Consider the following 26,152-nt stretch of genomic DNA (forward strand, 5'->3'; position numbering starts at 1 on the left):
GGGTGCACCGGAGAATCACCCTCAGGACTGAGCATCACGTGGACGACGGGGGTACTAGAGGTCTCTACGACCGTTCTCCCCGGAGGCCCTCTGGTGAACCCCAATGTGCACAAGAGCCTGGTCATGCAGCTCCAGGCGGGTGCCACGGACCGCTTCCCCGTGCTCGCCCACCTGAGCTACGACGCCGGCGACCCTTTCGCCGTCACGGCGGTGTTCAGCCACGACGGACATGTGCTGGCCCGGTGGCGGCTGGACCGCGAGATGCTCCTCGACGGGCTGCGGCGGCCCGTCGGCATCGGTGACGTGCGATTCCGCCCGGTGTCGACCGGGGTGTGGGAGGAGTTGCGCATGGAGTTCCTCGGAGACGCCCGGTCGGACGGCGAACGCCATCACGCGGTGGTGTTCGCCTGGGCCGCGGCGGTCGAGTCGTTCCTGCGCCAGACCCACGAGATCGTCGCACCCGGGCAGGAGCAGATCGAGGTGGACGACTTCCTGGCCGAGGTCATCGCCGACGGCTGAGCGGCCGTGCCGATGTCCGGGCTGTGCGGCGCGCGTCGCGCGGCCGTACGGATACCCGGTGCGCGCGGCGGGAGTTGAGTAGCCGTACTCATGCCCGTGCCGCACGCCGCCGACACGATGGGGCTCCCACGAAGAGGAGAGCGCCCATGTCCGCTGTCAGTCCCGAACCACGCCGGATCACCCCGCTGTCCGCCGCCCGCTCCGGCCGGCGCCTGCCCCTGCTGCTCGCCGGGCTGGTGGTCGCGGCCCTGGCGGTGTCCGCCTGGGAGCCGTACGACCGGGCGACCTGGTTCCTGGAGACGGTGTGGGTGATCGTCGGACTGCCGGTGCTCTTCCTGACCTGGCGGCGGTTCCCGATGACCGGCCTGCTGTGCTGCCTGCTGGCCGCGCACGCGCTGGTCCTGGTGCTGGGCGGCCACTACACCTACGCGCAGGTCCCCCTCGGCGACTGGGCGCGTGACACCTTCGGCCTGGACCGCAATCCCTACGACCGGTTCGGGCACCTGATGCAGGGCTTCGTACCGGCCATCCTGGTGCGGGAGTTGCTCCTGCGCACCTCACCGCTGCGCGGCAGCCGCTGGCTGGCGCCGCTGACCGTGTGCGCGTGCCTCGCCTTCAGCGCGGTCTTCGAGATGCTGGAGTGGGCGGCGGCCGTGATCGGAGGCGAGGCGGCGGACGCGTTCCTGGCCACCCAGGGCGACGTGTGGGACACGCAGTGGGACATGTTCTGCGCCCTGGCCGGTGCCACCGCCTCGCTGCTCCTGCTCAGCCGGTTCCATGACCGGCAGCTGGGCACACTGACCCGTCGATGACGTGTCAGTGGCTGGTGTTGCTCGTGTGGCGGCGTCGTGTCCACAGCGGCAGTACGAACCAGCACAGCACATACCAGACGACGACTCCCGCCACGATCCACGGGACATAGGGGTCGTGGGTCGCCACGCGGAGTATCAGCAGCAGCGCGCAGACCATGGTGACGAGCAGCAGGATCAGGCCGACGAAGGTCAGCCGGGAGGCCCAGGTCACCGCCTGCGGCTTCACCCGGCGGCCGGACACCAGGCGATGCAGCGACACCGGGCCTATCAGCGCGCCGGTCGCCGCGGCGCCGACCACCACGGTCACGATGTAGATCCTGCGGTCCATGGCCGACAGGTCCGCGAAGGTCGGGGTGAAGACGACGGTCAGCAGGAAGCCGAACAGGATCTGCACGCCCATCTGCGCGACGCGGACCTCTTGGATGAGGTCGCCCCACATGCGGTCGGCCCGCTCATCCTCGGTCTCGTCGCGTCCTCTGGGGCGCTGCACGCTGCCTTCCGCGGTCGTCACGGTTCCTCCTGGTTGAGAAAGTCCGAAAATCTCTTCCCCACCGGGTTCCCCGTGAACGGCTCTGCTACCAGCGAGCTTCGACCTGGTCCTTGATCCGCGTGGTGTAGAGGTGCTGAATCGCGTCGAGGGTGCTGCCGGGCAGGTCCGGCAGCGTCGCGGCGGCCGCGTTGGCGCGGGCCTGCGCGGCGGAGCGGGCGCCGGGGATCACGGTGGTGACGCCGGGCTGCTGGACGATCCAGCGCAGGGCCAGCTGGGCCGGGCTGTATCCCTCGGGGGCGAGTGCGGCGAACTCGGCGGCGGCCTCGACGCCGGTCGTCCAGTCGACGCCGGAGAACGTCTCGCCCTGGTCGAAGGCCTCGCCGTGCCGGTTGTAGGTGCGGTGGTCGTTCTCCGGGAAGACGGTGTCCTTGGTGTACTTGCCGGACAGCAGGCCGGAGGCCAGCGGCACCCGGGCGATGACGCCTACGCCGGCCGCCCGGGCGGCGGGCAGCACCTCACGCAGCGGCTTCATCCGGAACGGGTTCAGAATGATCTGCACGCTCGCCACGTTCGGCCGGGCGATCGCGGTGAGCGCCTCGGCGCAGGTCTCCACGCTCACTCCGTACGCGGCGACGCGCTCCTCCTCGACCAGGGTGTCGAGGGCGTCGAAGACCTCGCCGGAGGAGTAGACGGGGGTGGGCGGGCAGTGCAGCTGCACCAGGTCGACTCGGTCGACGCCGAGGTTGCGGCGGGACCGGTCGTTCCAGGCGCGGAAGTTGTCCAGGACGTAGTTCTCGGGGATCTGCTCGACCCGGCGGCCCATCTTGGTGGCGACCAGCACATGGAGGTCCGGCCGGCTGCTCAGGAACGTGGCGATGGTCTCCTCGCTGCGCCCGTCGCCGTAGACATCGGCGGTGTCGAAGAACGTCACCCCCGACTCGGCCGCCGCCTCCAGGACCGTGAGGGCTTCCTTGTCGTCGACGTCTCCCCAGTCGGCGCCCAGTTGCCAGGTGCCGAGACCGACCACCGACGCGTGCTGACCCGACCTGCCGAATTCACGCTCTTCCATGCGCGTCAGTCTGTCACCTGTCACCGGCGTGCGCGGCAGCGGTGGCCACGGCCCGCCACCTGTGCGTTCCTCACTCACACGGGTGATGGATCACGGCAGGCGAAAGTCTCGCGCCCGAAGCGCCCTAGCGTGAACGCGTGACCGATGGTTCGACCGAAGGATCCTCCTTCTGGACCCGCCGTGGCTTCCTGCGCACCGCGGCCGCGCTGTCCGCGGTACCGGCCGTGTCGGCGCCCGATCCGGCTGCCGCCGCACGGGAGCTGCCGGGCTTCCCCGCCGATGTCGCCCTGTACAGGACGGCGTACCGGAACTGGACCGGCGAGATCACCGCCGAAGGCCTGTGGGCCTGCGCCCCGGAGGGGCCGCAGCAGGTGGTGGCGGTGGTCAACTGGGCCCGTCGGGAGGGCTGGACGGTCCGCGCCCGGGGCTCCTCGCACGGCTGGTCCCCGCTGACGATTGCGGAAGGGACACGCCCTGGCGCCCCCGTCCTCCTCGTCGACACCGCACGGCACCTCACGGGTCTCGCCCTCGACGGCGGATCGGCCGTGCGCGCCGGCACCGGTGTGACCATGGAGGCGCTGCTGACGTATCTGGAGCGGCACGACCTCGGTCTCACCGCCGTGCCCGCTGTCGGCGACCTGACTCTGGGCGGTGCCCTGGCCGTCGACGGGCACGGCACGGCAGTGCCGGCCCGGGGCGAGCGGCGGTTGCCGGGCCACACGTACGGCTCGCTGAGCAATCTGGTGCTCTCGCTCACCGCCGTGGTGTGGGACGAGGCGAGCGACGCCTACGTACTGCGCACCTTCCGGCGTGACGAGGCGGACTGCGCGGCGCTGCTCACGCATCGGGGGCGGGCGCTGGTCACGGAGGTGGTGCTGCGGGTGGGGGCGAACACCCGTCTGCGGTGCGTCAGCCGCGTCGACATCCCGGCGGCTGAGCTGTTCGCGGCGCCCGGCTCGGGCGGCCGGACCTTCGAGAGCTTCCTCGACGCGTCCGGGCGGGCGGAGGCGATCTGGTTCGCCTTCACGGAGTTCCCGTGGCTGAAGGTGTGGAGTGTGTCGCCGGACCGGCCGCCGGCCTCCCGGCGTGTGACGGGACCGTACAACTACCCGTTCTCCGACAGCGTTCCGCAACCGGTGGCGGATCTGGTGGGGCGGATCGTGGCGGCGGGTGCCTGGTCGCTGGCGCCGGTGCTCGGGAATCTTCAGTACGACGTGGCGGCGCTCGGGCTGCTGACGACGCTGTCCGGGGACATCTGGGGACCGTCGAAGAACACGCTGCTGTATCTGCGCCCGACCACGCTGCGGGTGCACGCGAACGGCTACGCGGTGCTCACCTCGCGGGCGCAGGTGCAGCGGGTGATCAGCGAGTTCACCGCCTTCTACCGGGAGCGGCTGGCGGCGTACGCCGCCCGGGGCCGGTTCCCGGTCAACGGCTCGGTGGAGATCCGGGTGACCGGCCTCGACGATCCGGCCGACGCCGGACTCGCGGGAGCGCACGCCCCGTTGCTCTCCGCGGTGCGGCCAGTGGAGGACCGTCCCGAGTGGGACTCGGCGGTGTGGCTGGACGTGCTGACCCTGCCGGGGACGCCGCACGCGGAGGCGTTCCTGCGCGAACTGGAGCGGTTCCTGCTCGGCAGCCACGACGGCCGACCCGGCGGCGGGTACGCGCTCGCCCGGGTCGAGTGGTCCAAGGGCTGGGCGTACACGGACACTGACGCGTGGCGGGACGAGGAGGTCATCGGCGCGACGGTGCCCGCCTCGTTCGGGGAGGGCGTGTGGGGGCGGGCGGCCGGCGTGCTGGACCGGCTCGACCCGCACCACGTGTTCAGCAGCGAGCTGGTGCGGCGGATGCTGGGCTGAGCCGGGCTACCGCAGCGTGCGGCCGTGTGCCGTGCGGGCGAGCTTCGGGCCCAGCCAGCGCTTGAACCGGCGCAGCGCCTCCAGTTGCCCGGCCGCGCGGTCGAGCCGGTAGTACAACTGCGGGGGGACGTAGGGCAGCAGGGGCGAGTGGCGCTGACCCAGCAGGGCGAACATGCGCTCGGGCGGGAGGTGGATGTAGCGCGGCAGGTTCTCGTACCACTGGGCGCTGTAGCGGGCGGCGCTCTGCGTGGGCAGCAGAGCCGCCTTGCGTTCCTGCTCGTAGCGGGCGAGGGCCTGCGGGAGGGTGGGCTGCTCCCGCAGGGCGGTCGCCAGCGCGACGGCGTCCTGGAGGGCGAGGGTGGTGCCGGCGCCGATGGAGTAGTGCGTGGTGTGGGCGGCGTCGCCGACGAGGACGAGGTTGTCGCGGTACCAGGCGCGGTTGGTGAGGGTGCGGAAGTTCAGCCACTGGGCGCTGCCCCGGGCGTCGGAGCGGCCGATCAGCCGGTGGCCGTCGAGGACGGTGGCGAAGAGCTTCTCCAGCAGGGTCAGTCCGTCGGCCTCGCCCGCGCGGTCGAGACCGAGTCCGGTGAGGGTCTCGGGAGCGCACTCGACGACGCAGGTGCTGCGCCCGGCGTCGAAGGGGTAGCCGTAGCACCAGATCCAGCCGTGCCCGGTCTCGACGAAGGCGAAGGTGAAGGAGTCGAAGACCTTGGTGGTGCCGAGCCAGATGTAGGAGTTGCGGCCCGCCGTGACCTCCGTGCCGAAGTGGCCGGCGTGCCGGGTGCGCAGGGCGCTGCGGACTCCGTCGGCGGCCACGACCAGGTCGGCGTCCGGCAGCTGGTCCGGGGCGATCTCGCGCTCGTGCTCGACACGGACGCCCAGGGCGCGGGCCCGGTCGGCGAGGATCTCCAGGAGCCGGTGGCGGCCGATGCCGAAGCCCTGGTCGCCACGGTGCCGCGTGCTGAGGTCCCGGACGTGCGCGACGCCTTCGTCCCAGCGGACAGAGTGCCCCTGAAGGGCGCGGGCCGACTCGGGGTCGTGCTCGTGCAGGGTGTCGAGCAGTCCGCGCCAGTACGTGACGCCCCAGCCGTAGGTCGAGCCCTCCGGGTCGCGTTCGTGGACGGTGATGTCATGGGACGGGTCCTGCCGCTTGAGCAGGATCGAGAGATACAGGCCGGCGGGCCCGCCACCGACGCAGGCGACCTTCACGCACACCCCTAGGAATTACCCAAAGCGATCATTTCGCGACGCAGGGTAGCAGGCGGGTTCGGCTGCGGCCGCCCTCCTGAAATCGCGTCATCTTTGCGGAGTGAGCCAGGCCACGCATGGTGCGGCGACCGGCGAAGGATCGCCGCGAAGATCGCGGCCAGGGGAAGGAATTCCCCCTTCCGGGCTGTCCGGGCTGTCGTGTCGGCAAGATCGCCTTGATTCAACCTTGCATGAGATGTGGGTACTTGTCCGGATCCAGGCCACCCGGGTGCGGGCGATTTCTCCCGCTCTCGGCCGGGCCGGTAGGCATGCGGGGTCGTCAATCGAACGACCTGCCGAAAGCAGCATCCACCGCACCCTGGAGGTCCGTATGCCGGAACTCAGCCGTCGCCGCGCGCTCACCGCCGCGGCCACCCTCGCCGCCACCGCCGGCTCCGCCGCGGTCCTCGCCTCCGGCGCGGCGGCCGACGCCAGCGCCACCCCCGCCACGCCCGGCCCGCCGGGAGCGGCCGGGCACGAGCACGGCCACCACGCCCCCGCCTCCTTCGACGAGGTCTACAAGGGCCGCCGGATACAGGGCCACGCGGTCGCCGGGGGCGGTCACCAGCATCACGGCGGCGGCTACGCCGTGTTCGTCGACGGCGCGGAACTGCATGTGATGCAGAACGCCGACGGCACCTGGATCAGCGTGGTCAGCCACTACGACCCGGTGCCGAACCCGCGGGCCGCCGCGCGTGCCGCGGTCGACGAGCTGCAGGGCGCCCGGCTCGTGCCGTTCCCCGCCAACTGACCTTCCCGCACCACATCTGGAGTCCTCGGCACATGACCGTCCGCAAGAACCAGGCCGCCCTGTCCGCCGACGAGAAGCGGCGTTTCGTCGCCGCGCTCATCGAGCTCAAGCGCTCCGGCCGCTACGACGAGTTCGTCACGACCCACAACGCCTTCATCCTCGGCGACACCGACAACGGCGAACGCACCGGGCACCGTTCGCCGTCCTTCCTGCCCTGGCACCGCAGATACCTGCTCGAATTCGAGCGCGCGTTGCAGTCGGTGGACGCGTCGGTGACGCTGCCGTACTGGGACTGGACCGCCGACCGCACGGTGCGGTCCTCGTTGTGGGGCCCGGACTTCCTCGGCGGCAGTGGGCGGGCCCGGGACGGGCGGGTGCAGGACGGGCCGTTCTCCGAGGCGGGCGGCAACTGGCCGATCAACGTGCGGGTGGACGGGCGGACGTTCCTGCGCCGGTCGCTGGGTGGCGGGGTCCGTGAGCTGCCGACCCGGGCCGAGGTCGACTCGGTGCTCGCCATGGCGACGTACGACATGGCGCCGTGGAACAGCGCCTCGGACGGCTTCCGCAACCACCTGGAGGGCTGGCGCGGTGTCAATCTGCACAACAGGGTGCACGTCTGGGTGGGCGGTCAGATGGCCACCGGCGCCTCCCCCAACGACCCGGTGTTCTGGCTGCACCACGCCTTCGTCGACAAGCTGTGGGCCGAGTGGCAGCGCCGGCACCCGGACTCCGGCTACCTGCCGGCGGCCGGGACGCCGAACGTGGTCGACCTGAACGAGCCGATGAAGCCGTGGAACGACGTGACCCCGGCGGATCTGCTGGACCACACCGCCCACTACACGTTCGACACGGACGCCTAGCGCCCTACGGGCGGGCGGCGCCGAGGCCGGTACGGGTCACTTGCGCGACCCGGACGGCGCCCCCGCCGCGGCGGACCCGTTCACCACGTCCACGTCGCTCACCCGGACGTAGGCGAGCCGGTGGCCGAACTGGATCTCGTAGAACTCCTCGTCGCCCTGCACCACCCGGAAGGCGCTGCCGGAGCCCGACTTGTCGACATAGGTACCGGTGACGCGGTCCTGGGTCACATAGCGCTGGCCCGCCAGGAGGCCGTACGGGAGCGGTGCCTCGTCCTGCGCCGCCACGTCCTCCGGATAGGCGTCCGGCTCCGGGTAGGCACGCCCGTAGACCGGGATCTCGCTCAGTCCCTCCTTGGGGGTCACCATCCGGCCGGTCGTCCCGATCGCCGTCGGGCGTGTCCTGGGGTTCTTGAACCAGGCGCGGTTGCCCTGGTACCAGATCGCCGTCCAGTCGCCGCGCCGTCCGGCGACCGCGAAGACCTGGCCCGCGGAGACCCGTGATCCCAGGTCGTTGACGTCTTCCGTCGAGGGGTCACCGCCCGGGCGGCGGCCTGGGTCCTGGATCAGCGGGGCGTCGTCGCGGGGCTCGGTGTGCAGCCGCACCGCGCTGGAGCCGTGCGGCGCGCACGGGACTCCGCTGGTCTTGCAGCCCGTGAACAGCGGCTTGTGGGTCTCGTAGTCGGGCAGCATGACCACGATGTCGCTGTCCCGTCCCGCCCTGCCGCGCAGCGGCGCGCCGAGCAGGTCGAAGTAGTGCTCCCAGTCCCAGAAGGGGCCGGGGTCGTCGTGCATGTCGGGGATGGTCACGCCCACCGGGGACGGCACGTTGTCGTGGCCGAAGATGTGCTGGCGGTCGAGCGGGATGTCGTACTTCTTGGCCAGGTAGCGCACCAGGCGCGCCGATGCCTGGTACATCTGCTCGGTGTACCAGGTGTCGGGCTGGGCGAGGATCCCCTCGTGCTCGATGCCGATCGAACGGGCGTTGATGTACTGGCTGCCGGAGTGCCGGGCCGCGTCCTTCGTCCGGACGTGCTGGACGACGTGCCCGTCACTGGAGCGGACCGAGTAGTGCCATGACACCTCGTAGGGGTTCTTGACCGTCTTGAGCATCGCCGGCAGCGGGCCCTCGGTGTCGTGGATGACGATGTACTCGACCTTCTGGTCGTTGGGCCGGTCGGCCGGGTCGTAGTTGCCGTACTCACCGTCACCGATCTCGACGTGCGGCGCCCTGACCCAGGTGCAGGACAGCTCCGGCGGGCACTCGATGTCCTTCGGCCGGAGCCGGTCGGCCGGGCGGGCCTTCACCCCGGGGCTCGCGGGGAGGACGATCTGCTGTCCCACGTCGGTGGTGCGTCGCGCGCCGCGCCGGATGACGTCGAAGACGTCGCTCGCGAACATGTTCGCCGACACGGCGTCGGCCATGCCCGGGAAGCGTGCCACCGCCTCCCACCAGTCGGACGGGTCGGCGCTGAGCGGCTTGCCGAGCTCGCGCTGCATCGCCGCCAGCAGTGCCGCGCCGCCGCGCACGTTGGCGGCCGGGTCCGTCCGCAGCTGCTCCACCGGGACCCCGATGAGCCGGGCGGCGCGCTGCAGGTCGGCGGGCTGCACGGAGCGGCTGCTGGGGGTGTTCTGCTTGCCCGGCGCGGCCTGCGGTCCCGCGTGCGCGCGGCCGCCCGCGCCCGGCAGCGCGCCCTGGACGTGCGGCCTGTCCACCAGGTGCATCGGCCCGTAACCGCCGGCGACACTCGGCGCGCCGCGGTGGGAGTCCCACCGGGACTGCTGGTACGACACGCCCATGAGCACGCTGGGCGGCACGCCGTACTCGGCGGCGGCGGCCGTGAAGACGTCCTGCAGACGCCGCTCCTTCGCCGCGCTGTTCCCAGCCAGGGGGCCGCTGTCGGAGTGGGGCACGCTCAGCAGCGTGACCAGCAGGGGGACCTGGAGCGCCACCGACGCGGTCACACAGACGATCCGTCGGCGGCGCCGGCGTACTGCGTCGGGAACACGGGGGGTGGCGGGATCTGTCATTGCAAGGGCCTCCGGCGATGCTCGGCGCAACCACGACGGCGGAGTCGCTCTCCACGTCACCCCTCGTACGCTTCCGTGCCCGAAGCGCCACGTCGCGCCAAGCGTCACCGGGCTGGACCAGCAGCCCGCCACAGGCCACCCGGTCGGCGGCGGCAGGCCCGCCCGGGTGGCGGTGGCCCCGTCCGCGGCTACCGGGCAGTACGGTCCGGGGCCCGCCGCATGCCGGTTCAGTCCTGGACGGGGTCCACCTCCCAGTCGGGATGGCCCGGCATGGGCGGGGTCCGTTCGCCGTACAGCCACGGCGTCAGAAACGGCGTCAGGTCCTCGCCGGCCACCTCGGACGCCAGCGCGACGAAGTCACGGGTGCCGGCGACCCGCCCCCGGTACTTCGTCACCCAGGACCGCTCGATCTTGTCGAACGTCTCCTCGCCGACCTTCTCCCGCAGGGCGTAGAGCACCAGCGCCGAGCCGTCGTACCGCATCACCTTGAACAGGGTCGGCTCGGTGGGTTCGGCGGGCGCCCCGTCGTCGTGCCGCCACTGGTCGTGCTGCTCGTACGCCGCCCGCATCGCGTCCTCGATACCGACGCCGCCGTGCGCCTCGGAGTAGAGCCGCTCGTAGAAGCGGGCATGGCCCTCGCTCAGCCACAGGTCGGACCACCGCCGGATGGCGACGCTGTTGCCCGTCCACTGGTGCGCCAGCTCGTGCACGAGATCACGTTCGGCGTCCACCTGGTCGCCCAGGAGGTCACCCTTCGGCACCACGGACAGCGACTGCGTCTCCAGCGCCACCGGCAGATCGGTGTCGCCGACCAGGACGCCGTAGCGGCGGAACGGGTAAGGGCCGAGACGGCGTTCCAGCCACCGCAGATGCTCCGAGGTGCGCGAGCGAGGGGCCTCGGTGTCCGCGACGAGACCTGCCGGGACGACGTCCCGGACGGGCAGCCCCCGCGGGCCGGTGCTGTCGACGAAGGAGAACTTCCCGATCGCCAGCTGGATCAGCTGGGCCGCGACCGGATGCTCGGAGTCGTACGTCCACCGGATCCGGCCGTCGGGCCGCCGGACGCGCTCGACGAGCCGGCCGTTCGCCACCGCGCTGAGGCCCGGCGGGGTGGTGATGCGGAAGGTCACCGGAGCGCGCAGGCTCGGATGGTCGTTCACCGGGAAGATCATCTTGGCGCCGTTGGGCTGCGCGCAGACCACGGTGCCGTCCGGGGTGGGCACCCAGCCGTACGTCTGGATTGCGTCGCCGCGCTCCCGTTGCTGGGTCGGATCGGCGGTGTAGGCGACCTGGACGGTGAAGGCGCGGCCCTTGGCGATCGGCTTCGCGGGCGTCACGACGAGTTCGTCGCCGTCGCGTGCGGTCCTCGCGGGTGCGCCGTCGACGGTCACGGCGTGCAGGGTGTTGCCCGCGAAGTCGAGATCGAAGCGGGACAGCGCCTGAGTGGCGGTGGCGCTGATGGTGGTCCGGGCGGCGAAGGGCGTGCGCGGGGCGCGCCAGTCGAAGCCGAGCGTGTAACGGCGGACCGTGTAGCCCCCATTGCCGTCGAGGGGCAGGAGCGGATCGCCGGCGCCCGGTGCGCCGGGGGCCGGGGCGGGGCCGGAGGGGATTCCGGACGGGCCGGCGGCAGGAGTCTGCCGGTGTGCGGCCCGCCGCTCGTCGCCGAAGGGGAACGTGCCGGTCAGCGCGGCGACGCCGGTGATACCGACGGCGCCGGCGAGGGCGAGGGCGAGCGCCCTGCGGCGGGGCGGCCGCTTCCCGGCCGGTGCTTCCTGAGCGCCCGTGGGTGCCGCCTTCACCGGCGCCACCTTCGCGGGCCCCGGCGGCCGGCAGTCGTGATCTTCATGGGCGCATGATGCCAGCAGGATGTCCGCAAATCTGCTTATATGCGCGCGCTTTCCATCCGTGCGGGCTACTGCGCATCCGGAAAAGGTTGCAACGGCGCACAGTGACATCCCTCACGCGGCCGTCCCGCACCAACGGGTCTCGGTAGTACATGGACCCCGGGCGATATACACGGACTTGCCTGACCGAAACAGACAAACAGCGCGCACGATACGGCCTCATCAGACCGGCCCGCCCTTTTCGCGCCACCCTCCCGGCGCACACGAAACCTTGACGGAGCGTCAGGCGTCGCCGTGTGTGCGGCGAGCCCGGTGTGCACACCCGCGCGCCCGGTTCAAGGGCCTTCGGCCACTACGAAGCCGGGTAGTAGTGACCCTCGTTGCCCCCTACTCACGCCCCTTTTAACAATGACGGCCCCAGAAGGCGTCACCGCAGGTCAGGCACAGCGTCCACGCCGTGCCTTGCCCGGAGGCGACCCGCGACGACCGAGCGAGGTCCCATGAGGAAGCACCGCAGGAAGACGCGCCATCGGCACATAGCCGTCGCCGCCGTCGCCCTCACTGCGCTGGCAGTACCGTCGGCCGCCATGGCCTGCCTGAACGACGGCAGCGCCGAGGCAAGTGAGGCCCCCAGGCCCTACGGCCAATGGCACAACTGGATGAACGCATCCCATCCGCAGCAGAACACCGTCCCTCCGGGCAACACGGCACCGCAGACGCCGGCAGCGCCGGAGAGCGGCGCTCCCGCCGCGACGCCGCCGGGCGACTCCACCGCACCGGCCTCGGCGTCCACCGCCGTCAAGCGCGTCGTGACCCTGGTGAACAGCGAGCGCAGCAAGGCCGGTTGCTCCGCAGTGAAGCTGAACGCGAAGCTCACGAAGGCCGCCCAGGACCACAGCGCCGACATGGCCGGCCACCGGAACATGTCGCACACCGGCTCCGACGGCTCGGACCCCGGCCAGCGGATCACGAAGGCCGGCTACATCTGGCAGACCTACGGCGAGAACGTCGCATATGGATACAGCTCCCCCGAGCAGGTCATGGCGGGCTGGATGGCCAGCCCCGGCCACAAGAAGAACATTCTGAACTGCACCTTCAAGGAGATAGGCGTCGGGCTCGCACAGCCCGGCAACTACTGGACGCAGGACTTCGGCACCGCCCGCTGATGCCCGACCGCTGCCGCCTCAGGACCGGCTCCTGGGGCGGCAGCGGCGTGCTGACGCCCCCCTTCCCCATGCGGTCCGATGCGGGCGTTTGCACGGATATGCAGCCAGTTTCGACTATTTCGAAAAATGGCCCGCTTCAAGATGCCGCGTTACGCGCGCGGGACTAACGTCTAGTAATGAAAGCCGCAAACCGGGGCACACCCCGGTCGGCATGGTTCCTGCACAACGAGGACCGCGACCGTAGCGCCGCCCGCCCGGCAGGGCGGAAGCTGACAAACCGGCGCCGGCGGCCGAGAGGTGCTTCTTCATTCTTGCGGCGACGCCCATGACCGCGCCGCTCGCTCCATCAGCTGCGGGTGCGGCCATCCATCTCGCGCTGCGTACTGCGCGAGACGATGGAAGGAAAGGTACAACCATGCGATCACTTCGCGCGAGGCGTCTCATCGCGGCGTCTGCCACCAGCGTCCTGATGGCCGGCGGCGCAGCGATCGGCGCAGCGGGCACGGCTTCGGCCGATGTCACGACCGGGCACAGCTACAGCAACTCCTACGACAACGACTCGTGGGACGACGACGACGATGACGACGACTGGGGCAACGGCCACTACGGCGATTACGACGACGATGACGACGACTGGGGCAACGGCAACGGCTGGGGCAACGGCGATCACGGCGACGGCAATGGCTACGGTGGCGGCCACGACGGTGACGGCGGTCACGACGGTGACGGCGGTCACGACGGTGGCGGCGGTCACGGCGGTGGCGGCGGTCACGGCGGTGGCGGCGGTCACGGCGGTGGCGGCGGTGGCGGCCACTGACAGTCGTTAGCGCTCCCTACGCGATGCGCGACTCCCCTCCGGAGCCGCGCGTCGCCACATGGGGGACCGTCACCCCGAGTTGCCGCTCCGGCACTCGGGGTGACCCCAGCCTTCCGGATTCTTGGCGATCTGGTCGCCCGCCGCGTAGGCGCGGCCGCAGACACAGCGGCCGGGGAACTTCGCCTTGATCGTTCGGGCGGAACCACCGCTCGCGCGAGTCGTCTTGGCCGCGGCCGCCCTGCGGCGCGGGGCCGTCGGCGGAGTGTCCGGCGAGGGCGGCGGCTGCGGTGAGCCGAGACCACTGCCCGCGGGCTGCTGCGCGGAGGCGGCCTGGCTCGCGGCGCGGTCGGCGAAGTCGTTCAGCGGATCGCCGTCGGCCTGGTGGGCGGGAACGTAGCGGAACTCCACGGCGCGGCCGTCGAGGAGTTCGTCGATGCGCACCACCAGGTCCTGGTTGGCGACCGGCTTGCCCGCGGAGGTCTTCCAGCCGTTGCGCTTCCAGCCGGGCAGCCAGGTGGTGACGGCCTTCATGGCGTACTGCGAGTCCATCCGGATCTCCAGCGGCACGTCCGGGTCCGTCGCCGTCAGCAGGCGCTCCAGCGCGGTGAGTTCGGCGACGTTGTTGGTGGCCCTGCCCAGCGGCCCCGCCTCCCAGCGGCTGGGCGTCTCGCCCTCGTCGGCCACGACCCAGGCCCAGCCCGCCGGTCCGGGGTTTCCCTTGGACGCCCCGTCGCAGGCGGCCACCACTCGTTCACGCATGTGTCCGATCATGCCATGAGCGGGCCGGGCCCCTGATCGCGCGGCCGGTCAGGAAGCGTCACTCAGCTCCGGCATCTCCCCCACGGTCGTCGTGGGGTCGATCACCGAGAAGTTCGCGCCCTGCGGGTCGCTGAGGGCGGCGAACCGCCCGAACGGGCTGTCCGTCGGCCCGAACCGCAGCACACCGCCGAGCTTGGTGGCCCGGGCGACGGCGTCGTCGCAGTCGGCGACCGTGAAGTAGACGTTGATGTAGTGCGGGACGTCGGGCGGGAACTCGTCGGTCATCTTCATCCGCCCGAGGACGGGGTTGCCCCGCAGGTTGAAGATCCGGAAGTCGACGCCGTCGTCCTCCATCTGCTGCGCCGTGTAAGGGAAGACGGCGGAGAAGAAGGGGTCCGACTTCTCGGGCTCGCGGGTGAAGACCTCCGCCCAGCAGTAGGCGCCCGGCTGGTCCATGGGTGCCTCGAACCCCTGGTGCGTGCCCGGCTGCCAGACACCGAAGACGACCCCGCTGGGATCGGTGGCCAGGCACATGCTGCCGAAGTCTTCGACCTGCATCGGGTCCATCAGCACCTGGCCGCCGTTCTCCCGGATCCGGCCGGCGGTCGCGGCGGCGTCCGGCGACGCGAAGTACAGACACCACTGCGACTGTCCCTCCTGGCCCGGTACCGGCGGTACGACGGCGGCGACCGCCTTTCCCTCCGAGTAGGCCTGCGTGTAGTTGCCGAACTCCGACGTCGCCTCGCCGAACGTCCAGCCGAGGACGTCGCCGTAGAAGGTCTTGGCTCCCTCGACGTCGCTGAACATCGCGTCGGCCCAGATGGGGGTTCCCTCTGGTTTCCCGGCCATGACTGCGCACCTTCCGATCGGTGGATTTTTCCGATTCCTCACGCTAGTCATCGGGAAGGCCGCCTGCGCGCCGAACGCTCCCTTTCGTCCCAGACTGGAAGGGGGGCGGACGGGGACGGATACGGCGGAGGCGGGGCTCCTTCGGGGATCGGAGCGTGTCATGACGGAGGCGGACGCGACGATGCGGGCCTGGTCGGTGGTGGAGCCGGGCCCGGTGGAGCGGGGCGGCCTGCGACCGGTGGACAGGCCGGTGCCGCTGCCCGGCGACGACGAGTTGCTCGTGCGGGTGCGGGCGTGCGGGGTGTGCCGTACCGATCTGCATGTCGCCGAGGGGGACCTGCCCGTCCACCGGCCGGGGGTCGTGCCGGGGCACGAGGTGGTCGGTGTGGTGGCGGGGTCCGGGTCGGGGGTGCGGGGCTTCGCGGCCGGGGACCGGGTGGGCGTGGCGTGGCTGCGGCACACCGACGGCAGCTGCGCCTGCTGCGTGCGCGGCGCCGAGAACCTCTGCCCGGCCTCGCGGTACACGGGCTGGGACGCCGACGGCGGATACGCCGGGTACACGACCGTGCCGGCGGCGTTCGCGCACCGGCTGCCGCCCGGCCTCGACGACGTGGCGGCGGCACCGCTGCTGTGCGCCGGCATCATCGGCCACCGCGCCCTGCGGCGCGCCTCGCTGCCGCCGGGTGGACGGCTCGGTCTGTACGGCTTCGGGGGCAGTGCCCATCTGTGCGCGCAGCTCGCGCTCGCCGAGGGCGCCCGGGTGCATGTCCTGACCCGGGGCGCGGGGGCGCGGCGGCTGGCACTGGAGCTGGGGGCGGCCTCGGCGCGGGACGTGCGCGAGCCGCCACCGGAGCCGCTGGACAGCGCGATCCTCTTCGCCCCCGTCGGGGAGCTGGTCCCGGTGGCGCTGCGGGCGCTGGACCGGGGCGGGGTGCTGTCCATCGCCGGCATCCACCTGACGGACATCCCGCCACTGCGCTACGAGACCGACCTGTTCTACGAGAAGGAGGTGCGCAGCGTCACCTCCAACACGCGTAAGGACGCCCGCGAGTTCCTGGCGCTCGCCGCACGGCACGGGGTGCGGGCGCGGACGCACGTCTATCCCATGGCGCGCGCGGACCAGGCGCTGGCGGATCTCAAGGCGGAGCGGTTCGAGGGGGCGGCGGTGCTGGTGAACGAGTGGTAGACCGGCCGCACGGGGCGGCCGGTCTAGGTCCGGGCGTACGTCAGCGCAGCGCGCGCCGGTCGGCGTGCAGGCGGTCCGTCAGGCGGATGGTGATGAACTCGTTGTCGTCCGCGTTGCCCGGCGTGCGGCCGGAGGAGAACGGGAAGTTGTTGTCGTTCAGCACGGCCAGCGTCCGGTCGTCGAGCAGGACGACGTCCTCGATCGTGGTGAACGGGAACCGGAAGGTCTCGCCGAAGCCCCCCAGCCCCTTGGGATCGGCGATGTCCAGCAGATCGGCGACCAGGGTCTTGTCCAGCACGCCGTCGCGGTCCCGGTCACGGGTGTCGGCGAGGTAGATCCGCTTGAACCGGGCCTCGTCGCCCTGGCCCCCGTCGCGCTCGATGACCAGGAAGCGGTGCCTGTCGACGGCGACGGCATCGCCGATGGCGTTCGCGGTCGACTCCAGGCGGTAGACGAACCGCTTGCCCGTGTACGCCCGCTTCCGCAGATCGAACTCGCTGAACCGCAGGTCACCAGGCGTGTCGCCGGTCACCGTGCCCTCCAGCAGCGGGTAGAGGCGCCGGCCGTCGACGGATCGGGCCAGACCCTCGAAGCCCTTGCTGCCCGCGAGGGTCGGCCGGTCACCGTCGAGGAAGGGGTTCTCCGGCGCCCGGACGCCGTCCAGCGCGATGGGCGCTTCGAGGAGTCGTCCCCGGGCGTCGAAGTGCAGCAGGAACGGGCCGAACTCGTCGCCCGTCCAGTACGTGCCGTCGGCGACCCGCACGATCGACTCGACGTCGAAGTCGGCGCCGGTCAGCACCCGGTCGGCGCGGGTGAGCGGAAACGGCACCTTGCGGTAGGGGTCGCTCAGGTCGAACCCGCCGAGCACCCGTACCTCGCCGGTCCTCACGTCCGGCTCGATGCGGTGCACGCGCAGCAGATAGTCGGCGCTGTTGGCCTTGTTGCCGTAGCCGTTGTCGGACAGCGCATCGAAGGTGCCGTCGTGGCGGTCGACGATGCCGCTGAAGCCCTGGACGGGCTGGCCGGCGAAGGGTGCCGCGATGCCGTTGAACGGGCCGGTGCCGATCAGCGCGCCGGACGGTTCGCTGCCCGGGACGAAGGTCTCGGCCGGCAGCGAGGCGAAGCCGGTGAGGGTGGCCCGCCCGAAGTCGCCGTCGGCGCAGTCGTTCCCGGCCGCCGCGGGAGAGGCCAGCGCCACGGTCAGCAGGGCGGCGCTGAGCAAGATCGAAGGTCTTCTCATGGCGGGCACCGTAGGGACACCGTATGACCGGCACGCCAACGCGGGAAGACGAAACCGGACACGCGTGCGGTCACCGGCCCCTCTGCTGTCCGGCTGGTGTCTTCCGCCGGCCGCCGGGCTGTGCTTGCCTGGGTGGCCTTGTCGGAGGCGGGGCGGGAGTTGCCGTATGGGCAGGCCGTGGATGGTCGGGGTACTGCTGGCCGGTGCCGTGCTGCTCGGCGCCTGCGGGGATCCCGCGTCCGGGCCGGAGACCGCTCCGCCCGCGCCTGCCGTGCCCGAGACACCGGCCACCACCCAGCAGCGTGCGCCAGGCGTCCCCGTACGCGCTCCCACGGTGCTGTACCTCGGCGACTCACTGGCGATGGAGAACCAGAAGGTCCTCGGCGAGGAACTCCGCCGGGACCTGCGGGCGCGGTACACGAGCGCTCCCTACTCCGGCACCACGTTGTGCGACTACCTGGAGGGCACGGGGATGCGGTCCCTCGTGCCGGATCCGGACAAGGCGGCGGCCCTGGTGCGGTCGGTGCGGCCGGACTTCGTGGTCCTGCAGTTCTGGGGGAACGCCTGGGACTACACGCCGTGCATGGACGGCATCAGCTACGACGCCTCCCGTGACCGCTACCTGGAGCGGTACGCCGCCGACGCACGGCGACTCGCCGAGCAGATCGACGCGGCCGGCCGTGACCGGCGGCCGCGGATCGTCTGGGTGCTGCAGGGCCCGGACCCGATGACTCCCGACCGGGTGCGGCGCGTGAACGCCGTGTACGAGGATCGCGCCAAGGCGGCCGGTGACCTGGTGGCCGACGCCGGCGGTGCGGTGAGCCCCGCCGGCGCCCGCTACACCTGGACCCAGTACCTGCCCTGCACCGCCTACGAGCGGGCACACCCCGACTACTGCACCCAGCCCGCCGGCGACCGCACCGCGCTCCACCGCGACGACGACTACCTGCACTTCTGTCTGGCGCCCACGACATCCACCCCGAGGCCGTGCCCGGTGCGCTCGCCGGGGATCCTGCGGATCGCGCGGGAGATCACTCGGGTGATCGGTGAGGCGGTCCGGTCCCCCTGAGGTCGCTCCCTGCGGCCGCCTGCCCGAAAATCGTTCGACACGGCGTGCGACGTCGCCCGTGCGCCGGCTGGAGCCGTCCGGGACCGGGAACGCGATGTTCCGGCTGGGCGGCGCGACCTGGTGGTGCGGCTGCCGCGGCGCCTGGGGCCACGGTCCGGCAACGCGCTGGTCCGCGAGGGTCGGCTCAGCGGCGTGAGCGACTTCGGTCTGGTGGGGGTGGGGGATCCGGCCGCCGATCTGATCGTGGCCTGGAACCCGCCGGCGGCGGGGGCGCGGGGACCTTCCGCCGGGCCCTGGGCGCCGACGCCGCCGAATGGGCGCGCGGGCGTGGCTGGGCACTGTCCCTCTCGCTGATCCAGCTGCCGTACTACTGCGACACCAATCCCTTGCTCGCCGCCAGCTCACGGCACGTCATCGGGGAGGTTCTGGCCGAGCGGGGGTGAGGGCAGGCTTCTGGCGGTCACGGGCGGGCACCGCTCGCGCGGCCGGGCCGTACGCGCTCCGGCAGGGGGCCCGCCGCGCCGGGTGGGCGTGGTGGCGGGCCCCTCCCCTGCGGTGGGTCACTCGCCCGCGTGGGCCTTGCGCAGGGCGGCGATGTCGAGCTTCCCCATCGACATCATCGCCCGGGTGGCGCGGGCGGCCTTCTCCGGATCCGGGTCGGTGACCAGCTCGACCAGGCCTTCCGGGACGACCTGCCAGGACACGCCGTACTTGTCCTTCAGCCAGCCGCAGGGTCCGGGCTCGCCGCCACCCTCGGTGAGCTTGGCCCAGTAGTGGTCGACCTCCTGCTGGTCCGCGCAGAAGATCTGGAAGGAGACCGCCTCGTTGAACTTGAACTGCGGTCCGCCGTTGAGCGCGACGAACTTCTGGCCGTTTGCCGTGAACTCCACGGTCATCACCGAGCCCGCGGGCTGGAAGGCTCCCTCGCCGTAGCGGGCGAGCCTACCGATGCGGGAGTTCTTGAAGATCGAGACGTAGTGGTGTGCGGCTTCCTCGGCCTGGTCCTCGAACCAGAGGCACGTGGTGAATCCGTCGGTGGCCATGGGCACCTCCTGTGCGGCGAAGCGGTCATCCGTATCGACCCGCGCGGCCCGCGAAACTCATCGGCCGCGTCCGGCATTCATCCCGCGGAGGTGACGGACGCGGAACTAGCATCGCGACCATGACGACGCCACCGCCCGCCGACGGCATCCGGCCCTTCCGGCTCGACATCCCGCAGAGCGACCTCGACGACCTGTACGACCGACTCGACCGCACCCGGTGGCCCGAGGAGCTGCCCGGCGTTGGCTGGGCGTACGGCGTGCCCGGCGACTATCTGCGCGAGCTCGTGCGGTACTGGCGGAACACCTACGACTGGCGTGCGGCCGAGGCGCAGCTCAACGAATGGCCGCAGTTCACGACCACGATCGACGGGGCGAACGTCCACTTCGCGCACGTCCGCTCCCCCGAGCCGGACGCCACCCCGCTGATCGTGACGCACGGCTGGCCCGGCTCGATCGTGGAGTTCCGGGACGTGGTGGAACCGTTGACCGACCCGGCCGCACACGGCGGGGATCCGGCCGACGCGTTCCACGTCGTACTGCCGGGCATCCCCGGCTTCGGGCTGTCCGGGCCGACCCGGGACACCGGCTGGGAGGCGGGGCGGGTGGCCGACGCCTGGGCCGAGCTGATGAGCCGGCTCGGCTACGAGCGGTTCGGGGCGCAGGGCGGCGACTGGGGGGCGGCCATCTCCCGCGAACTGGGCCGAGCTCATCCCGGCCGGGTGATCGGCGTGCACCTGAACCTGCTGCCCGGCGCGCAGGCGGCCACCGAGCCGACCGGTGAGGAGCTGGCGGGGCTGAGCGCCGAGGAGCGGGAGCGGACGCTCACCTCCTGGCACCGGTGGAACGCGTGGTCGCGGGAGGGGACCGGGTACGCCGCACTGCAGTCCACCCGGCCGCAGACCCTGTCGTACGCGCTGACCGACTCGCCCGTCGGTCAGCTCGCCTGGATCGTCGAGAAGTTCCGGGAGTGGACGGACTCGGAGGAGCTGCCGGAGGAGGCCGTCGACCGGGACCGGATGCTCACCGACGTGATGCTGTACTGGCTGACCGGGACGGCCGGTTCGTCGGCCCGGATCTATTACGAGCGGGCGCATGCGCACACCGGGGCACGCAGGGCCGAGCCGCGTGAGCCGTCGACCGCGCCGACCGCCGTCGCCCTGTTCCCGGCCGAGATCCAGATCCCGCTGCGCCACCGGGCGGCCCGCACCGACAACATCGTGCGCTGGACGACGTTCGACCGGGGCGGGCACTTCGCGGCGATGGAGGAGCCGGACCTGCTGGTGGGCGACATCCGGGCGTTCTTCCGGCAGTTGCGCGAGCAGCGGGACCGATGACCGGCGCCGCCGGCAGCGGCGGCTCTGCCCTCGGCGAATCTGCGGCGGGCAGAGAAGTCCGCCAGGCGCGGGGCCGGGGGCCGAGAGTGGAGAGCGCACCACCCGCTTCCACTCCCCGACCCGAGGAGCGCACATGTCTGCACGCACCGCCCTGCTGCCGCCCCGTGCCGAGGAGGGCGACACCCCGCCCACCCGGTTCGACGACCACCTGGCCGCCCAGTTGCTCGGGCAGCGGATCGTCCTGCTGGGCACCCAGGTCGACGAGGTCTCCGCCAACCGGGTCTGCACGCAGCTGCTGATCCTGTCGGCGGAGGACCCGCGCACCGACATCAGCCTGTTCATCAACAGCCCCGGCGGCTCGGTGCACGCAGGACTCGCCATCTACGACACCATGCGGCTGATCCCCAACGACGTCTCCACCCTCGCGATGGGGTTCGCCGCCAGCATGGGGCAGTTCCTGCTCAGCGTGGGCACCTCCGGCAAGCGGTTCGCGCTGCCGAACGCGCGCATCATGATGCACCAGCCGTCCGCCGGTATCGGCGGCACCACCGCCGACATCGAGATCCAGGCGGACAACCTGGAGTTCACCAAGCGGACCATCGAGCAGATCACCGCGGAGCACACCGGGCAGAGCCCGGAGACCATCTCCCGGGACGGTGACCGGGACCGCTGGTTCACGGCCGAGCAGGCCAGGGAGTACGGCCTCGTGGACCGGGTCGTGGAGTCGTTCACCGACATCCGCCCGGCAGGCGCACGGCGACGGATGGGGCTGTAGCCATGGGGACGTACACGATTCCGAACGTGGTCGAGCGCACCCCGCAGGGCGAGCGGTCGTACGACGTGTTCAGCCGGCTGCTGTCGGAGCGGATCATCTTCCTCGGCACCGAGATCGACGACGGTGTGGCCAACGTCGTCATCGCTCAGCTGCTGCACCTCGAGTCGGCGGCGCCGGAGAACGAGATCGCTATCTACATCAACTCCCCCGGCGGATCGTTCACCTCACTGATGGCGATCTACGACACGATGACGTTCGTACAGGCGCCGATCTCGACGTTCTGCGTGGGGCAGGCGGCCTCCACGGCGGCGGTGCTGCTGGCCGGCGGGGATCCGGGGCGGCGGTTCGTCCTGGAGCACGCGCGGGTGCTGCTCGGGCAGCCGGCCAGCGGCGGCCGGCAGGGCACGGTGTCCGATCTGGCCCTCCAGGCCAAGGAGATGGTCCGGATCCGCTCCCAGGTCGAGGAGGTGCTGGCCCGGCACACCTGCCACGACCTCGCGACTCTGCGCGCCGACATGGACCGCGACAAGGTGTTCACCGCGCCGGAGGCGGTGGCGTACGGGCTGGCCGACGAGGTGCTGAGCCGGCGCCTGGTGGCGGTCTGAGGCAGCCGCGTCGGCGTCAGGCGGCCAGGCAGAGGCCGTTGTGGGGCGCGGCGGACGTGGCACGGCCGCGCGCGTGCGTGTGCCGGGTGAGGTCGCTGTGCGCCCGCGTCAGCAGATCGCCCAGGCCGAGCCCGAGGGCCTGGGCGGCGGCGGCGAGCACCTCCGAGGATGCCTCCTTGCGGCCGCGCTCCACCTCCGACAGATACGGCATCGAGATCCGGGCGGCGTCGGCGACGTCCTTCAATGTCCGTTCCTGCGCCAGCCGCTCACGCCGCAGCACCTCACCGACGAGGTCACGCCAGAGCGGCTCCTTGACTGCCGGACGGGCCGGGGGTCCGGGCCGCGCTCCGGCTGCGGGGCGAGCACCCCCGGAACTTGGCTGCGGACGCAGCGGGATCACGAGGCCCTCGTTCGGCGTCGTCTGCTTGTTCGGCGCTTGGTTGCTCACCACTCCAGCCTAGGTTCGCGGCCCGTCAGCGGAAGCCCGTGGCGTTCCGCCCTCGGTGGAATCGGACGAAACACCCCGGAACGGTAAACGTGGGTCCCCGCGGGAGGAGTTGACACCCGCCGCCCGGCGCCGGCGGCCCGGCACCGCTCCGGCGAAGACGTCCCACCGGCCCGAGTCCCAGGCCCGCGTGCCCGGTTCGGACCGGCCCGAAATCGACAGGCATGCGAGGGGAAAGCCCGGGTACACGCACGAGTACGTCGTCGGGTTCCGGATACTTACCGGGGCATGACAACGCGTACCACCGAGAACAACAGAAGCCGAAGAGGCAGACGTCGCACCATGACTTTCGTGGGAGAGGTAATGGACACCGCCGTGACCGGGCCGGAGGCACAGGCCGTCAAGGACAGCCCCGTGGCCAGGACGGGTGAGGGGTCGACACCGGAAGTCGTGGACCCTCGTACCGTGGCTCCACGCGACGCGCGCGAGCTGTCCCGCCAGTTCTTCGCGCGGCTGACCGAACTCGAAGAGGGCACGCACGAGTACCAGTACGCGCGCAACACCCTGATCGAGATGAACATGTCGTTGGTGCGCTTCGCCGCGGGCCGGTTCCGCAACCGCGGGGACGACATGGAGGACATCGTCCAGACCGGGATGATCGGCCTGATCAAGGCCATCGACCGGTTCGAACTCTCCCGCGAGGTCGAGTTCACCTCGTTCGCGCTGCCGTACATCGTCGGTGAGATCAAGCGGTTCTTCCGCGACACCACCTGGGCCGTGCACGTCCCCCGCCGCCTTCAGGAACTCCGTGTCGAACTCGCCAAGGCCCGCGAGGAACTGGCCAGCCGGCTGGACCGGGACCCCACGGTGGCCGAGCTCGCCACGCTGATGAACATCTCGGAGAAGGAGGTCGTCGAGGCACAGATCGCCGCGAACGGCTACAACTCCGCCTCCCTGGACGCCGCCCTCACCGGCGACGGCCCCGAGAACGGTGAGTCCGTCCTCGCCGACTTCATCGGCGTCGAGGAACAGGGCCTGCGGCTCGTCGAGGACTTCCAGTCACTCGCCCCGCTGATGGCCGAACTCGACGAGCGTGACCGGCAGATCCTGCATCTGAGGTTCGTCGAGGAGGCCACCCAGGCCGAGATCGGCGAGCGGCTCGGTTGCTCCCAGATGCATGTGTCCCGGCTGCTCAAGCGGATCATCGTGCGGCTCCGCCGCGGCATGCTCGGGGAGCTGGGCTGCGCCTGACGGGGCAGCCCGACCGCGGGCCGGCCAGAAGAATACGGACCGTAGGTGAGTCCCTGGCCACGCGTCAGGGACTCACTCCGTGTCCTCCAGCGACACCACCGCACGCACTCGCTTGCCCACCGGCACCCGCTCGACGGTCACCTCGGCCGCTAGGGCGTGCACGATCTCCAGACCGTGCCGGCCGATACGGGCCGGGTCACGCGGGAACCGCCTGGGCAGGGCAGCACTGCTGTCGTACACGGACACCGCCAGGGCGCTGTCCGTCCCCTCCAGCTCCAGGATGTACGGCCCGTTGCTGTGCCGGTCCGCGTTGGTGACCAGTTCGCTCACCACGAGGAGCACCGCTCCCTCGACGCGGTCGTCGATCTCGGCACACCACTCGGTCCTGAGCTGGCCGAGGAAGAGGGCGGCGAGGGATCGCGCCTCGGCGATGCACCCCGGCTCGCCCGTGTAGTGCGCCGCCCGCCGTAGTGGTTCCACGGGCACGTCGAAACCAGTCGGTACGACGGCCCCGTCCCCGTGCTCGATCATTCGTGTCTCTCTCCGAAGCCGGCCGTGCCGGACGCTGCTGCACCAGTCCTCGTACCCCGAGCCGGGCGCCCCAGTCCATAGTGCCGGAGACGTCACACAGCCGGAGCGTTTGCGGGCCATTCAGGGGGTCGTGTACGCGCAGGACGAACGCTTCGCACCGCCGGCGACGTGAGGAAGCGCGGGATGTAAGCCGCAGATCGTGACGTTTCCGACTTTTCTCCCACGCCGACGCGGACGGACCTCCCGGCGCGCGCCCGGTGCCCGCGCTGCTTAGCGTGACAGCGTGAGCGCCCGAACCACCTCCGGTCAGGCACCGGCCCGCCCCGGCTGGGTGCAGGCCCTTCTCGTGGTGCTGGCCGGGCTGGTCGCCATGGGGGTCACGGCCGCACTGGGTCTGTGGGCGGCGGGAGCGGCTCAGCTGCCGGACGGTGCGTTTCCGCGGGTGGTCGCGGCGACCGTCGTCACCGCGGCGGGCGGGGCTGTCGAGTTCTCGGGAGGTGCCGGAGGCCTGGCCGAGACGACGGCGGGGCTGACCGTGATCCCGTTGTCCGTGACGCTGGCCGGCGCCCTGGTGATCGCCGCGGGTTTCCTCCGGCCACTGCGGCGCCGGGCGCCGGCGGGTGCCGGGGAACTGGGCGCGTGGGCCGTGAAGGTGGCCGTCCTGTGGCTGCTGGGGCTTCTCGGTCTTGCCCTCGGGGCTCGGCAGACGTTCCGGATCTCGCTCGGCGAGGGCGCGATCGGCGACATCGGCGATCTGTTCGGTCTCACACCCGAGGTCGGCTTCGCGACGGACGTGCCGCTGTCCCTGCTCTTCGGGCTGCTGTGGCTGGCGGGTGTGCTCGTACTGGCCCTGCTGGCCGCAGGTGGCGCCCCCTTGCGCGACCCGCTGCGGCGTTTCCGGGAGGCCGCGCGTCCGGCCGCGTACGCCATGGTGGCCCTGCTGCTCGTCTCTGTCGCACTGGGCCTGGTCATCGGTCTGATCGCGGCGGGGACCCGTGGGCATCCCGCCGAGACCTTCGCGACGCTGCTGCTCGGGCTGCCGAACCTCGCGTGGCTCGGGCTCACCCTGGGCATGGGCGCCACCTGGGACGGCCGGGTGGAGGGGCCGTTCAGCCTGCCGATGCCCCCTGTGCTCGACCAGGTGCTGCGGTCCGAGGACGTCCAGGCCCTGAACGTCGGCACTCTTTCCGAACACGACGACCGGGTGTGGTGGCTCGTGGTCGCGGCGGTGGTGCTGGTGCTCGCGGCCGCCCTCGTGATGGCAGCCCGCACCCCGGCCCGGGTGCCGCTGTGGCAGCACGCCGTACGCATGGCCGTCGCGCTGGCACTCACCGTGCTCATGATCTGCCTGGTCGGCCGCGTCTCCGCCTCCTACGGCCTGTCCGTGCTCGGCATCGGCGACCTGGGCGGCGACCTCGCCGGAGAGCTGTTCCTGAGGCCGCGTATCTGGGGTGCGCTGGGGCTCGCCCTGCTGTGGGGGCTGGTGACCGGTGCCCTGGGCGGACTGCTGGCCAGAGCGGTGGAGCGGCGGCGCGGCACGAGGCGCGAGGGTGCGGGCAGTACCTAGGTGAGCTTCCGGCAGTACAAGGTACGGAGGGC

The 26,152-nt window shown here is 71.6% G+C and carries 25 protein-coding genes and 1 pseudogene; 15 read left to right on the top strand and 11 right to left on the bottom strand.

Features of this window, described 5'->3' with window-relative positions; genetic code table 11:
- Positions 1 to 93: 93 nt before the first annotated feature.
- Together ACIHCM_RS26265 and ACIHCM_RS26270 are read left to right on the top strand one after the other, a co-directional pair.
- The gene (locus tag ACIHCM_RS26265) at positions 94 to 519 is read left to right on the top strand and encodes an SsgA family sporulation/cell division regulator (RefSeq protein WP_399900469.1); all 426 of its coding nucleotides are present in this window, start codon (positions 94 to 96) and stop codon (positions 517 to 519) included.
- Between the two features lie 146 nt (positions 520 to 665).
- Positions 666 to 1,331, top strand: a complete 666-nt coding sequence (locus ACIHCM_RS26270; protein WP_399900472.1) for a DUF2238 domain-containing protein — start codon at positions 666 to 668, stop codon at positions 1,329 to 1,331.
- A gap of 4 nt (positions 1,332 to 1,335) precedes the next feature.
- On the opposite strand, the gene ACIHCM_RS26275 is transcribed toward ACIHCM_RS26270, so the two are convergent.
- Together ACIHCM_RS26275 and ACIHCM_RS26280 are read right to left on the bottom strand one after the other, a co-directional pair.
- Positions 1,336 to 1,770: a DUF6328 family protein gene (locus ACIHCM_RS26275; RefSeq protein ID WP_399900840.1), complete on the bottom strand. Its 435-nt coding sequence runs from the start codon at positions 1,768 to 1,770 to the stop codon at positions 1,336 to 1,338.
- 136 nt (positions 1,771 to 1,906) lie between these two features.
- Positions 1,907 to 2,890, bottom strand: a complete 984-nt coding sequence (locus ACIHCM_RS26280) for an aldo/keto reductase (RefSeq protein WP_399900474.1) — start codon at positions 2,888 to 2,890, stop codon at positions 1,907 to 1,909.
- 137 nt (positions 2,891 to 3,027) lie between these two features.
- Between ACIHCM_RS26280 and ACIHCM_RS26285 the strand changes: the two genes are divergently transcribed.
- Positions 3,028 to 4,752, top strand: coding sequence for a cholesterol oxidase substrate-binding domain-containing protein (locus tag ACIHCM_RS26285; protein ID WP_399900478.1), 1,725 nt, complete (start codon positions 3,028 to 3,030; stop codon positions 4,750 to 4,752).
- A 6-nt stretch (positions 4,753 to 4,758) separates the two neighbouring features.
- On the opposite strand, the gene ACIHCM_RS26290 is transcribed toward ACIHCM_RS26285, so the two are convergent.
- Positions 4,759 to 5,961, bottom strand: a complete 1,203-nt coding sequence (locus tag ACIHCM_RS26290; protein ID WP_399900481.1) for an FAD-dependent monooxygenase — start codon at positions 5,959 to 5,961, stop codon at positions 4,759 to 4,761.
- 370 nt (positions 5,962 to 6,331) lie between these two features.
- Between ACIHCM_RS26290 and ACIHCM_RS26295 the strand changes: the two genes are divergently transcribed.
- Both ACIHCM_RS26295 and ACIHCM_RS26300 read left to right on the top strand, forming a co-directional pair.
- Positions 6,332 to 6,751: a tyrosinase cofactor gene (locus tag ACIHCM_RS26295; RefSeq protein ID WP_399900484.1), complete on the top strand. Its 420-nt coding sequence runs from the start codon at positions 6,332 to 6,334 to the stop codon at positions 6,749 to 6,751.
- Between the two features lie 32 nt (positions 6,752 to 6,783).
- Positions 6,784 to 7,611: a tyrosinase family protein gene (locus ACIHCM_RS26300; RefSeq protein WP_399900487.1), complete on the top strand. Its 828-nt coding sequence runs from the start codon at positions 6,784 to 6,786 to the stop codon at positions 7,609 to 7,611.
- Between the two features lie 36 nt (positions 7,612 to 7,647).
- Here ACIHCM_RS26300 and ACIHCM_RS26305 read toward each other — a convergent pair whose 3' ends face one another.
- Both ACIHCM_RS26305 and ACIHCM_RS26310 read right to left on the bottom strand, forming a co-directional pair.
- Positions 7,648 to 9,639, bottom strand: a complete 1,992-nt coding sequence (locus tag ACIHCM_RS26305; RefSeq protein ID WP_399900490.1) for an N-acetylmuramoyl-L-alanine amidase — start codon at positions 9,637 to 9,639, stop codon at positions 7,648 to 7,650.
- Between the two features lie 227 nt (positions 9,640 to 9,866).
- Positions 9,867 to 11,438 carry a M1 family metallopeptidase gene (locus tag ACIHCM_RS26310; RefSeq protein ID WP_399900493.1) on the bottom strand — a complete coding sequence of 524 codons (1,572 nt, stop codon included), beginning with the start codon at positions 11,436 to 11,438 and terminating at the stop codon, positions 9,867 to 9,869.
- 545 nt (positions 11,439 to 11,983) lie between these two features.
- Between ACIHCM_RS26310 and ACIHCM_RS26315 the strand changes: the two genes are divergently transcribed.
- Positions 11,984 to 12,649, top strand: coding sequence for a CAP domain-containing protein (locus tag ACIHCM_RS26315; protein ID WP_399900496.1), 666 nt, complete (start codon positions 11,984 to 11,986; stop codon positions 12,647 to 12,649).
- Positions 12,650 to 13,064: 415 nt separating this feature from the next.
- Positions 13,065 to 13,466 carry a hypothetical protein gene (locus tag ACIHCM_RS26320; RefSeq protein ID WP_399900499.1) on the top strand — a complete coding sequence of 134 codons (402 nt, stop codon included), beginning with the start codon at positions 13,065 to 13,067 and terminating at the stop codon, positions 13,464 to 13,466.
- A gap of 69 nt (positions 13,467 to 13,535) precedes the next feature.
- Here the strand turns inward: ACIHCM_RS26320 and ACIHCM_RS26325 are convergent, their stop codons facing one another.
- Together ACIHCM_RS26325 and ACIHCM_RS26330 are read right to left on the bottom strand one after the other, a co-directional pair.
- Positions 13,536 to 14,237 (bottom strand): ribonuclease H, encoded by a 702-nt coding sequence (locus tag ACIHCM_RS26325; protein ID WP_399900502.1) that lies wholly within the window; start codon positions 14,235 to 14,237, stop codon positions 13,536 to 13,538.
- A 36-nt stretch (positions 14,238 to 14,273) separates the two neighbouring features.
- Positions 14,274 to 15,074: a VOC family protein gene (locus ACIHCM_RS26330; RefSeq protein WP_399900505.1), complete on the bottom strand. Its 801-nt coding sequence runs from the start codon at positions 15,072 to 15,074 to the stop codon at positions 14,274 to 14,276.
- 181 nt (positions 15,075 to 15,255) lie between these two features.
- On the opposite strand from ACIHCM_RS26330, the gene ACIHCM_RS26335 reads away from it, so the two are divergent.
- Positions 15,256 to 16,260, top strand: coding sequence for a zinc-binding alcohol dehydrogenase family protein (locus ACIHCM_RS26335; RefSeq protein ID WP_399900843.1), 1,005 nt, complete (start codon positions 15,256 to 15,258; stop codon positions 16,258 to 16,260).
- A gap of 40 nt (positions 16,261 to 16,300) precedes the next feature.
- On the opposite strand, the gene ACIHCM_RS26340 is transcribed toward ACIHCM_RS26335, so the two are convergent.
- Positions 16,301 to 17,500 carry an esterase-like activity of phytase family protein gene (locus ACIHCM_RS26340; RefSeq protein ID WP_399900507.1) on the bottom strand — a complete coding sequence of 400 codons (1,200 nt, stop codon included), beginning with the start codon at positions 17,498 to 17,500 and terminating at the stop codon, positions 16,301 to 16,303.
- Between the two features lie 166 nt (positions 17,501 to 17,666).
- On the opposite strand from ACIHCM_RS26340, the gene ACIHCM_RS26345 reads away from it, so the two are divergent.
- Positions 17,667 to 18,569, top strand: coding sequence for an SGNH/GDSL hydrolase family protein (locus tag ACIHCM_RS26345; RefSeq protein WP_399900510.1), 903 nt, complete (start codon positions 17,667 to 17,669; stop codon positions 18,567 to 18,569).
- Between the two features lie 156 nt (positions 18,570 to 18,725).
- Positions 18,726 to 19,012 (top strand): annotated as a pseudogene (locus ACIHCM_RS26350) (phosphotransferase); the annotation flags it as partial.
- A 117-nt stretch (positions 19,013 to 19,129) separates the two neighbouring features.
- On the opposite strand, the gene ACIHCM_RS26355 reads toward ACIHCM_RS26350, so the two are convergent.
- Positions 19,130 to 19,612: a VOC family protein gene (locus ACIHCM_RS26355; protein WP_399900513.1), complete on the bottom strand. Its 483-nt coding sequence runs from the start codon at positions 19,610 to 19,612 to the stop codon at positions 19,130 to 19,132.
- Between the two features lie 119 nt (positions 19,613 to 19,731).
- Between ACIHCM_RS26355 and ACIHCM_RS26360 the strand changes: the two genes are divergently transcribed.
- The 3 genes from ACIHCM_RS26360 to ACIHCM_RS26370 all read left to right on the top strand — a co-directional run bounded on the left by ACIHCM_RS26360 (position 19,732) and on the right by ACIHCM_RS26370 (position 22,326).
- A complete protein-coding gene (locus tag ACIHCM_RS26360) occupies positions 19,732 to 20,946 on the top strand; it encodes an epoxide hydrolase family protein (protein ID WP_399900515.1) in 1,215 nt (404 codons plus the stop codon).
- Positions 20,947 to 21,079: 133 nt separating this feature from the next.
- Positions 21,080 to 21,721 (top strand): ATP-dependent Clp protease proteolytic subunit, encoded by a 642-nt coding sequence (locus tag ACIHCM_RS26365; RefSeq protein WP_399900518.1) that lies wholly within the window; start codon positions 21,080 to 21,082, stop codon positions 21,719 to 21,721.
- 2 nt (positions 21,722 to 21,723) lie between these two features.
- On the top strand, positions 21,724 to 22,326 hold the full coding sequence (locus tag ACIHCM_RS26370; RefSeq protein WP_399900521.1) for a ClpP family protease: 603 nt from the start codon (positions 21,724 to 21,726) through the stop codon (positions 22,324 to 22,326).
- A gap of 16 nt (positions 22,327 to 22,342) precedes the next feature.
- Here ACIHCM_RS26370 and ACIHCM_RS26375 read toward each other — a convergent pair whose 3' ends face one another.
- Positions 22,343 to 22,774 carry a helix-turn-helix domain-containing protein gene (locus tag ACIHCM_RS26375; protein ID WP_399900524.1) on the bottom strand — a complete coding sequence of 144 codons (432 nt, stop codon included), beginning with the start codon at positions 22,772 to 22,774 and terminating at the stop codon, positions 22,343 to 22,345.
- Between the two features lie 360 nt (positions 22,775 to 23,134).
- Here ACIHCM_RS26375 and ACIHCM_RS26380 point away from each other — a divergent pair, with 360 nt between their 5' ends.
- Positions 23,135 to 24,022: an RNA polymerase sigma factor SigF gene (locus ACIHCM_RS26380; protein WP_399900846.1), complete on the top strand. Its 888-nt coding sequence runs from the start codon at positions 23,135 to 23,137 to the stop codon at positions 24,020 to 24,022.
- Between the two features lie 72 nt (positions 24,023 to 24,094).
- Here the strand turns inward: ACIHCM_RS26380 and ACIHCM_RS26385 are convergent, their stop codons facing one another.
- Entirely contained in the window at positions 24,095 to 24,553 is a 459-nt protein-coding gene (locus tag ACIHCM_RS26385) for an ATP-binding protein (protein WP_399900527.1), read from the bottom strand.
- 283 nt (positions 24,554 to 24,836) lie between these two features.
- Here ACIHCM_RS26385 and ACIHCM_RS26390 point away from each other — a divergent pair, with 283 nt between their 5' ends.
- Entirely contained in the window at positions 24,837 to 26,120 is a 1,284-nt protein-coding gene (locus ACIHCM_RS26390; protein WP_399900530.1) for a streptophobe family protein, read from the top strand.
- Positions 26,121 to 26,152 lie beyond the last annotated feature (32 nt).

The organism is Streptomyces sp. NPDC052023 (assembly GCF_044548465.1).
GTDB lineage: Bacteria > Actinomycetota > Actinomycetes > Streptomycetales > Streptomycetaceae > Streptomyces.

Bases quoted from the DNA above. Each gene is read 5' to 3' on its own strand.
- ACIHCM_RS26270 (WP_399900472.1), top strand. From the start codon at position 666: ATGTCCGCTGTCAGTCCCGAACCACGCCGGATCACCCCGCTGTCCGCC.
- ACIHCM_RS26275 (WP_399900840.1), bottom strand. From the start codon at position 1,770: ATGTGGGGCGACCTCATCCAAGAGGTCCGCGTCGCGCAGATGGGCGTG.
- ACIHCM_RS26280 (WP_399900474.1), bottom strand. From the start codon at position 2,890: ATGGAAGAGCGTGAATTCGGCAGGTCGGGTCAGCACGCGTCGGTGGTC.
- ACIHCM_RS26295 (WP_399900484.1), top strand. From the start codon at position 6,332: ATGCCGGAACTCAGCCGTCGCCGCGCGCTCACCGCCGCGGCCACCCTC.
- ACIHCM_RS26300 (WP_399900487.1), top strand. From the start codon at position 6,784: ATGACCGTCCGCAAGAACCAGGCCGCCCTGTCCGCCGACGAGAAGCGG.
- ACIHCM_RS26305 (WP_399900490.1), bottom strand. From the start codon at position 9,639: ATGACAGATCCCGCCACCCCCCGTGTTCCCGACGCAGTACGCCGGCGC.
- ACIHCM_RS26315 (WP_399900496.1), top strand. From the start codon at position 11,984: ATGAGGAAGCACCGCAGGAAGACGCGCCATCGGCACATAGCCGTCGCC.
- ACIHCM_RS26320 (WP_399900499.1), top strand. From the start codon at position 13,065: ATGCGATCACTTCGCGCGAGGCGTCTCATCGCGGCGTCTGCCACCAGC.
- ACIHCM_RS26325 (WP_399900502.1), bottom strand. From the start codon at position 14,237: ATGATCGGACACATGCGTGAACGAGTGGTGGCCGCCTGCGACGGGGCG.
- ACIHCM_RS26330 (WP_399900505.1), bottom strand. From the start codon at position 15,074: ATGGCCGGGAAACCAGAGGGAACCCCCATCTGGGCCGACGCGATGTTC.
- ACIHCM_RS26335 (WP_399900843.1), top strand. From the start codon at position 15,256: ATGCGGGCCTGGTCGGTGGTGGAGCCGGGCCCGGTGGAGCGGGGCGGC.
- ACIHCM_RS26340 (WP_399900507.1), bottom strand. From the start codon at position 17,500: ATGAGAAGACCTTCGATCTTGCTCAGCGCCGCCCTGCTGACCGTGGCG.
- ACIHCM_RS26345 (WP_399900510.1), top strand. From the start codon at position 17,667: ATGGGCAGGCCGTGGATGGTCGGGGTACTGCTGGCCGGTGCCGTGCTG.
- ACIHCM_RS26355 (WP_399900513.1), bottom strand. From the start codon at position 19,612: ATGGCCACCGACGGATTCACCACGTGCCTCTGGTTCGAGGACCAGGCC.
- ACIHCM_RS26360 (WP_399900515.1), top strand. From the start codon at position 19,732: ATGACGACGCCACCGCCCGCCGACGGCATCCGGCCCTTCCGGCTCGAC.
- ACIHCM_RS26365 (WP_399900518.1), top strand. From the start codon at position 21,080: ATGTCTGCACGCACCGCCCTGCTGCCGCCCCGTGCCGAGGAGGGCGAC.
- ACIHCM_RS26370 (WP_399900521.1), top strand. From the start codon at position 21,724: ATGGGGACGTACACGATTCCGAACGTGGTCGAGCGCACCCCGCAGGGC.
- ACIHCM_RS26380 (WP_399900846.1), top strand. From the start codon at position 23,135: ATGGACACCGCCGTGACCGGGCCGGAGGCACAGGCCGTCAAGGACAGC.
- ACIHCM_RS26385 (WP_399900527.1), bottom strand. From the start codon at position 24,553: ATGATCGAGCACGGGGACGGGGCCGTCGTACCGACTGGTTTCGACGTG.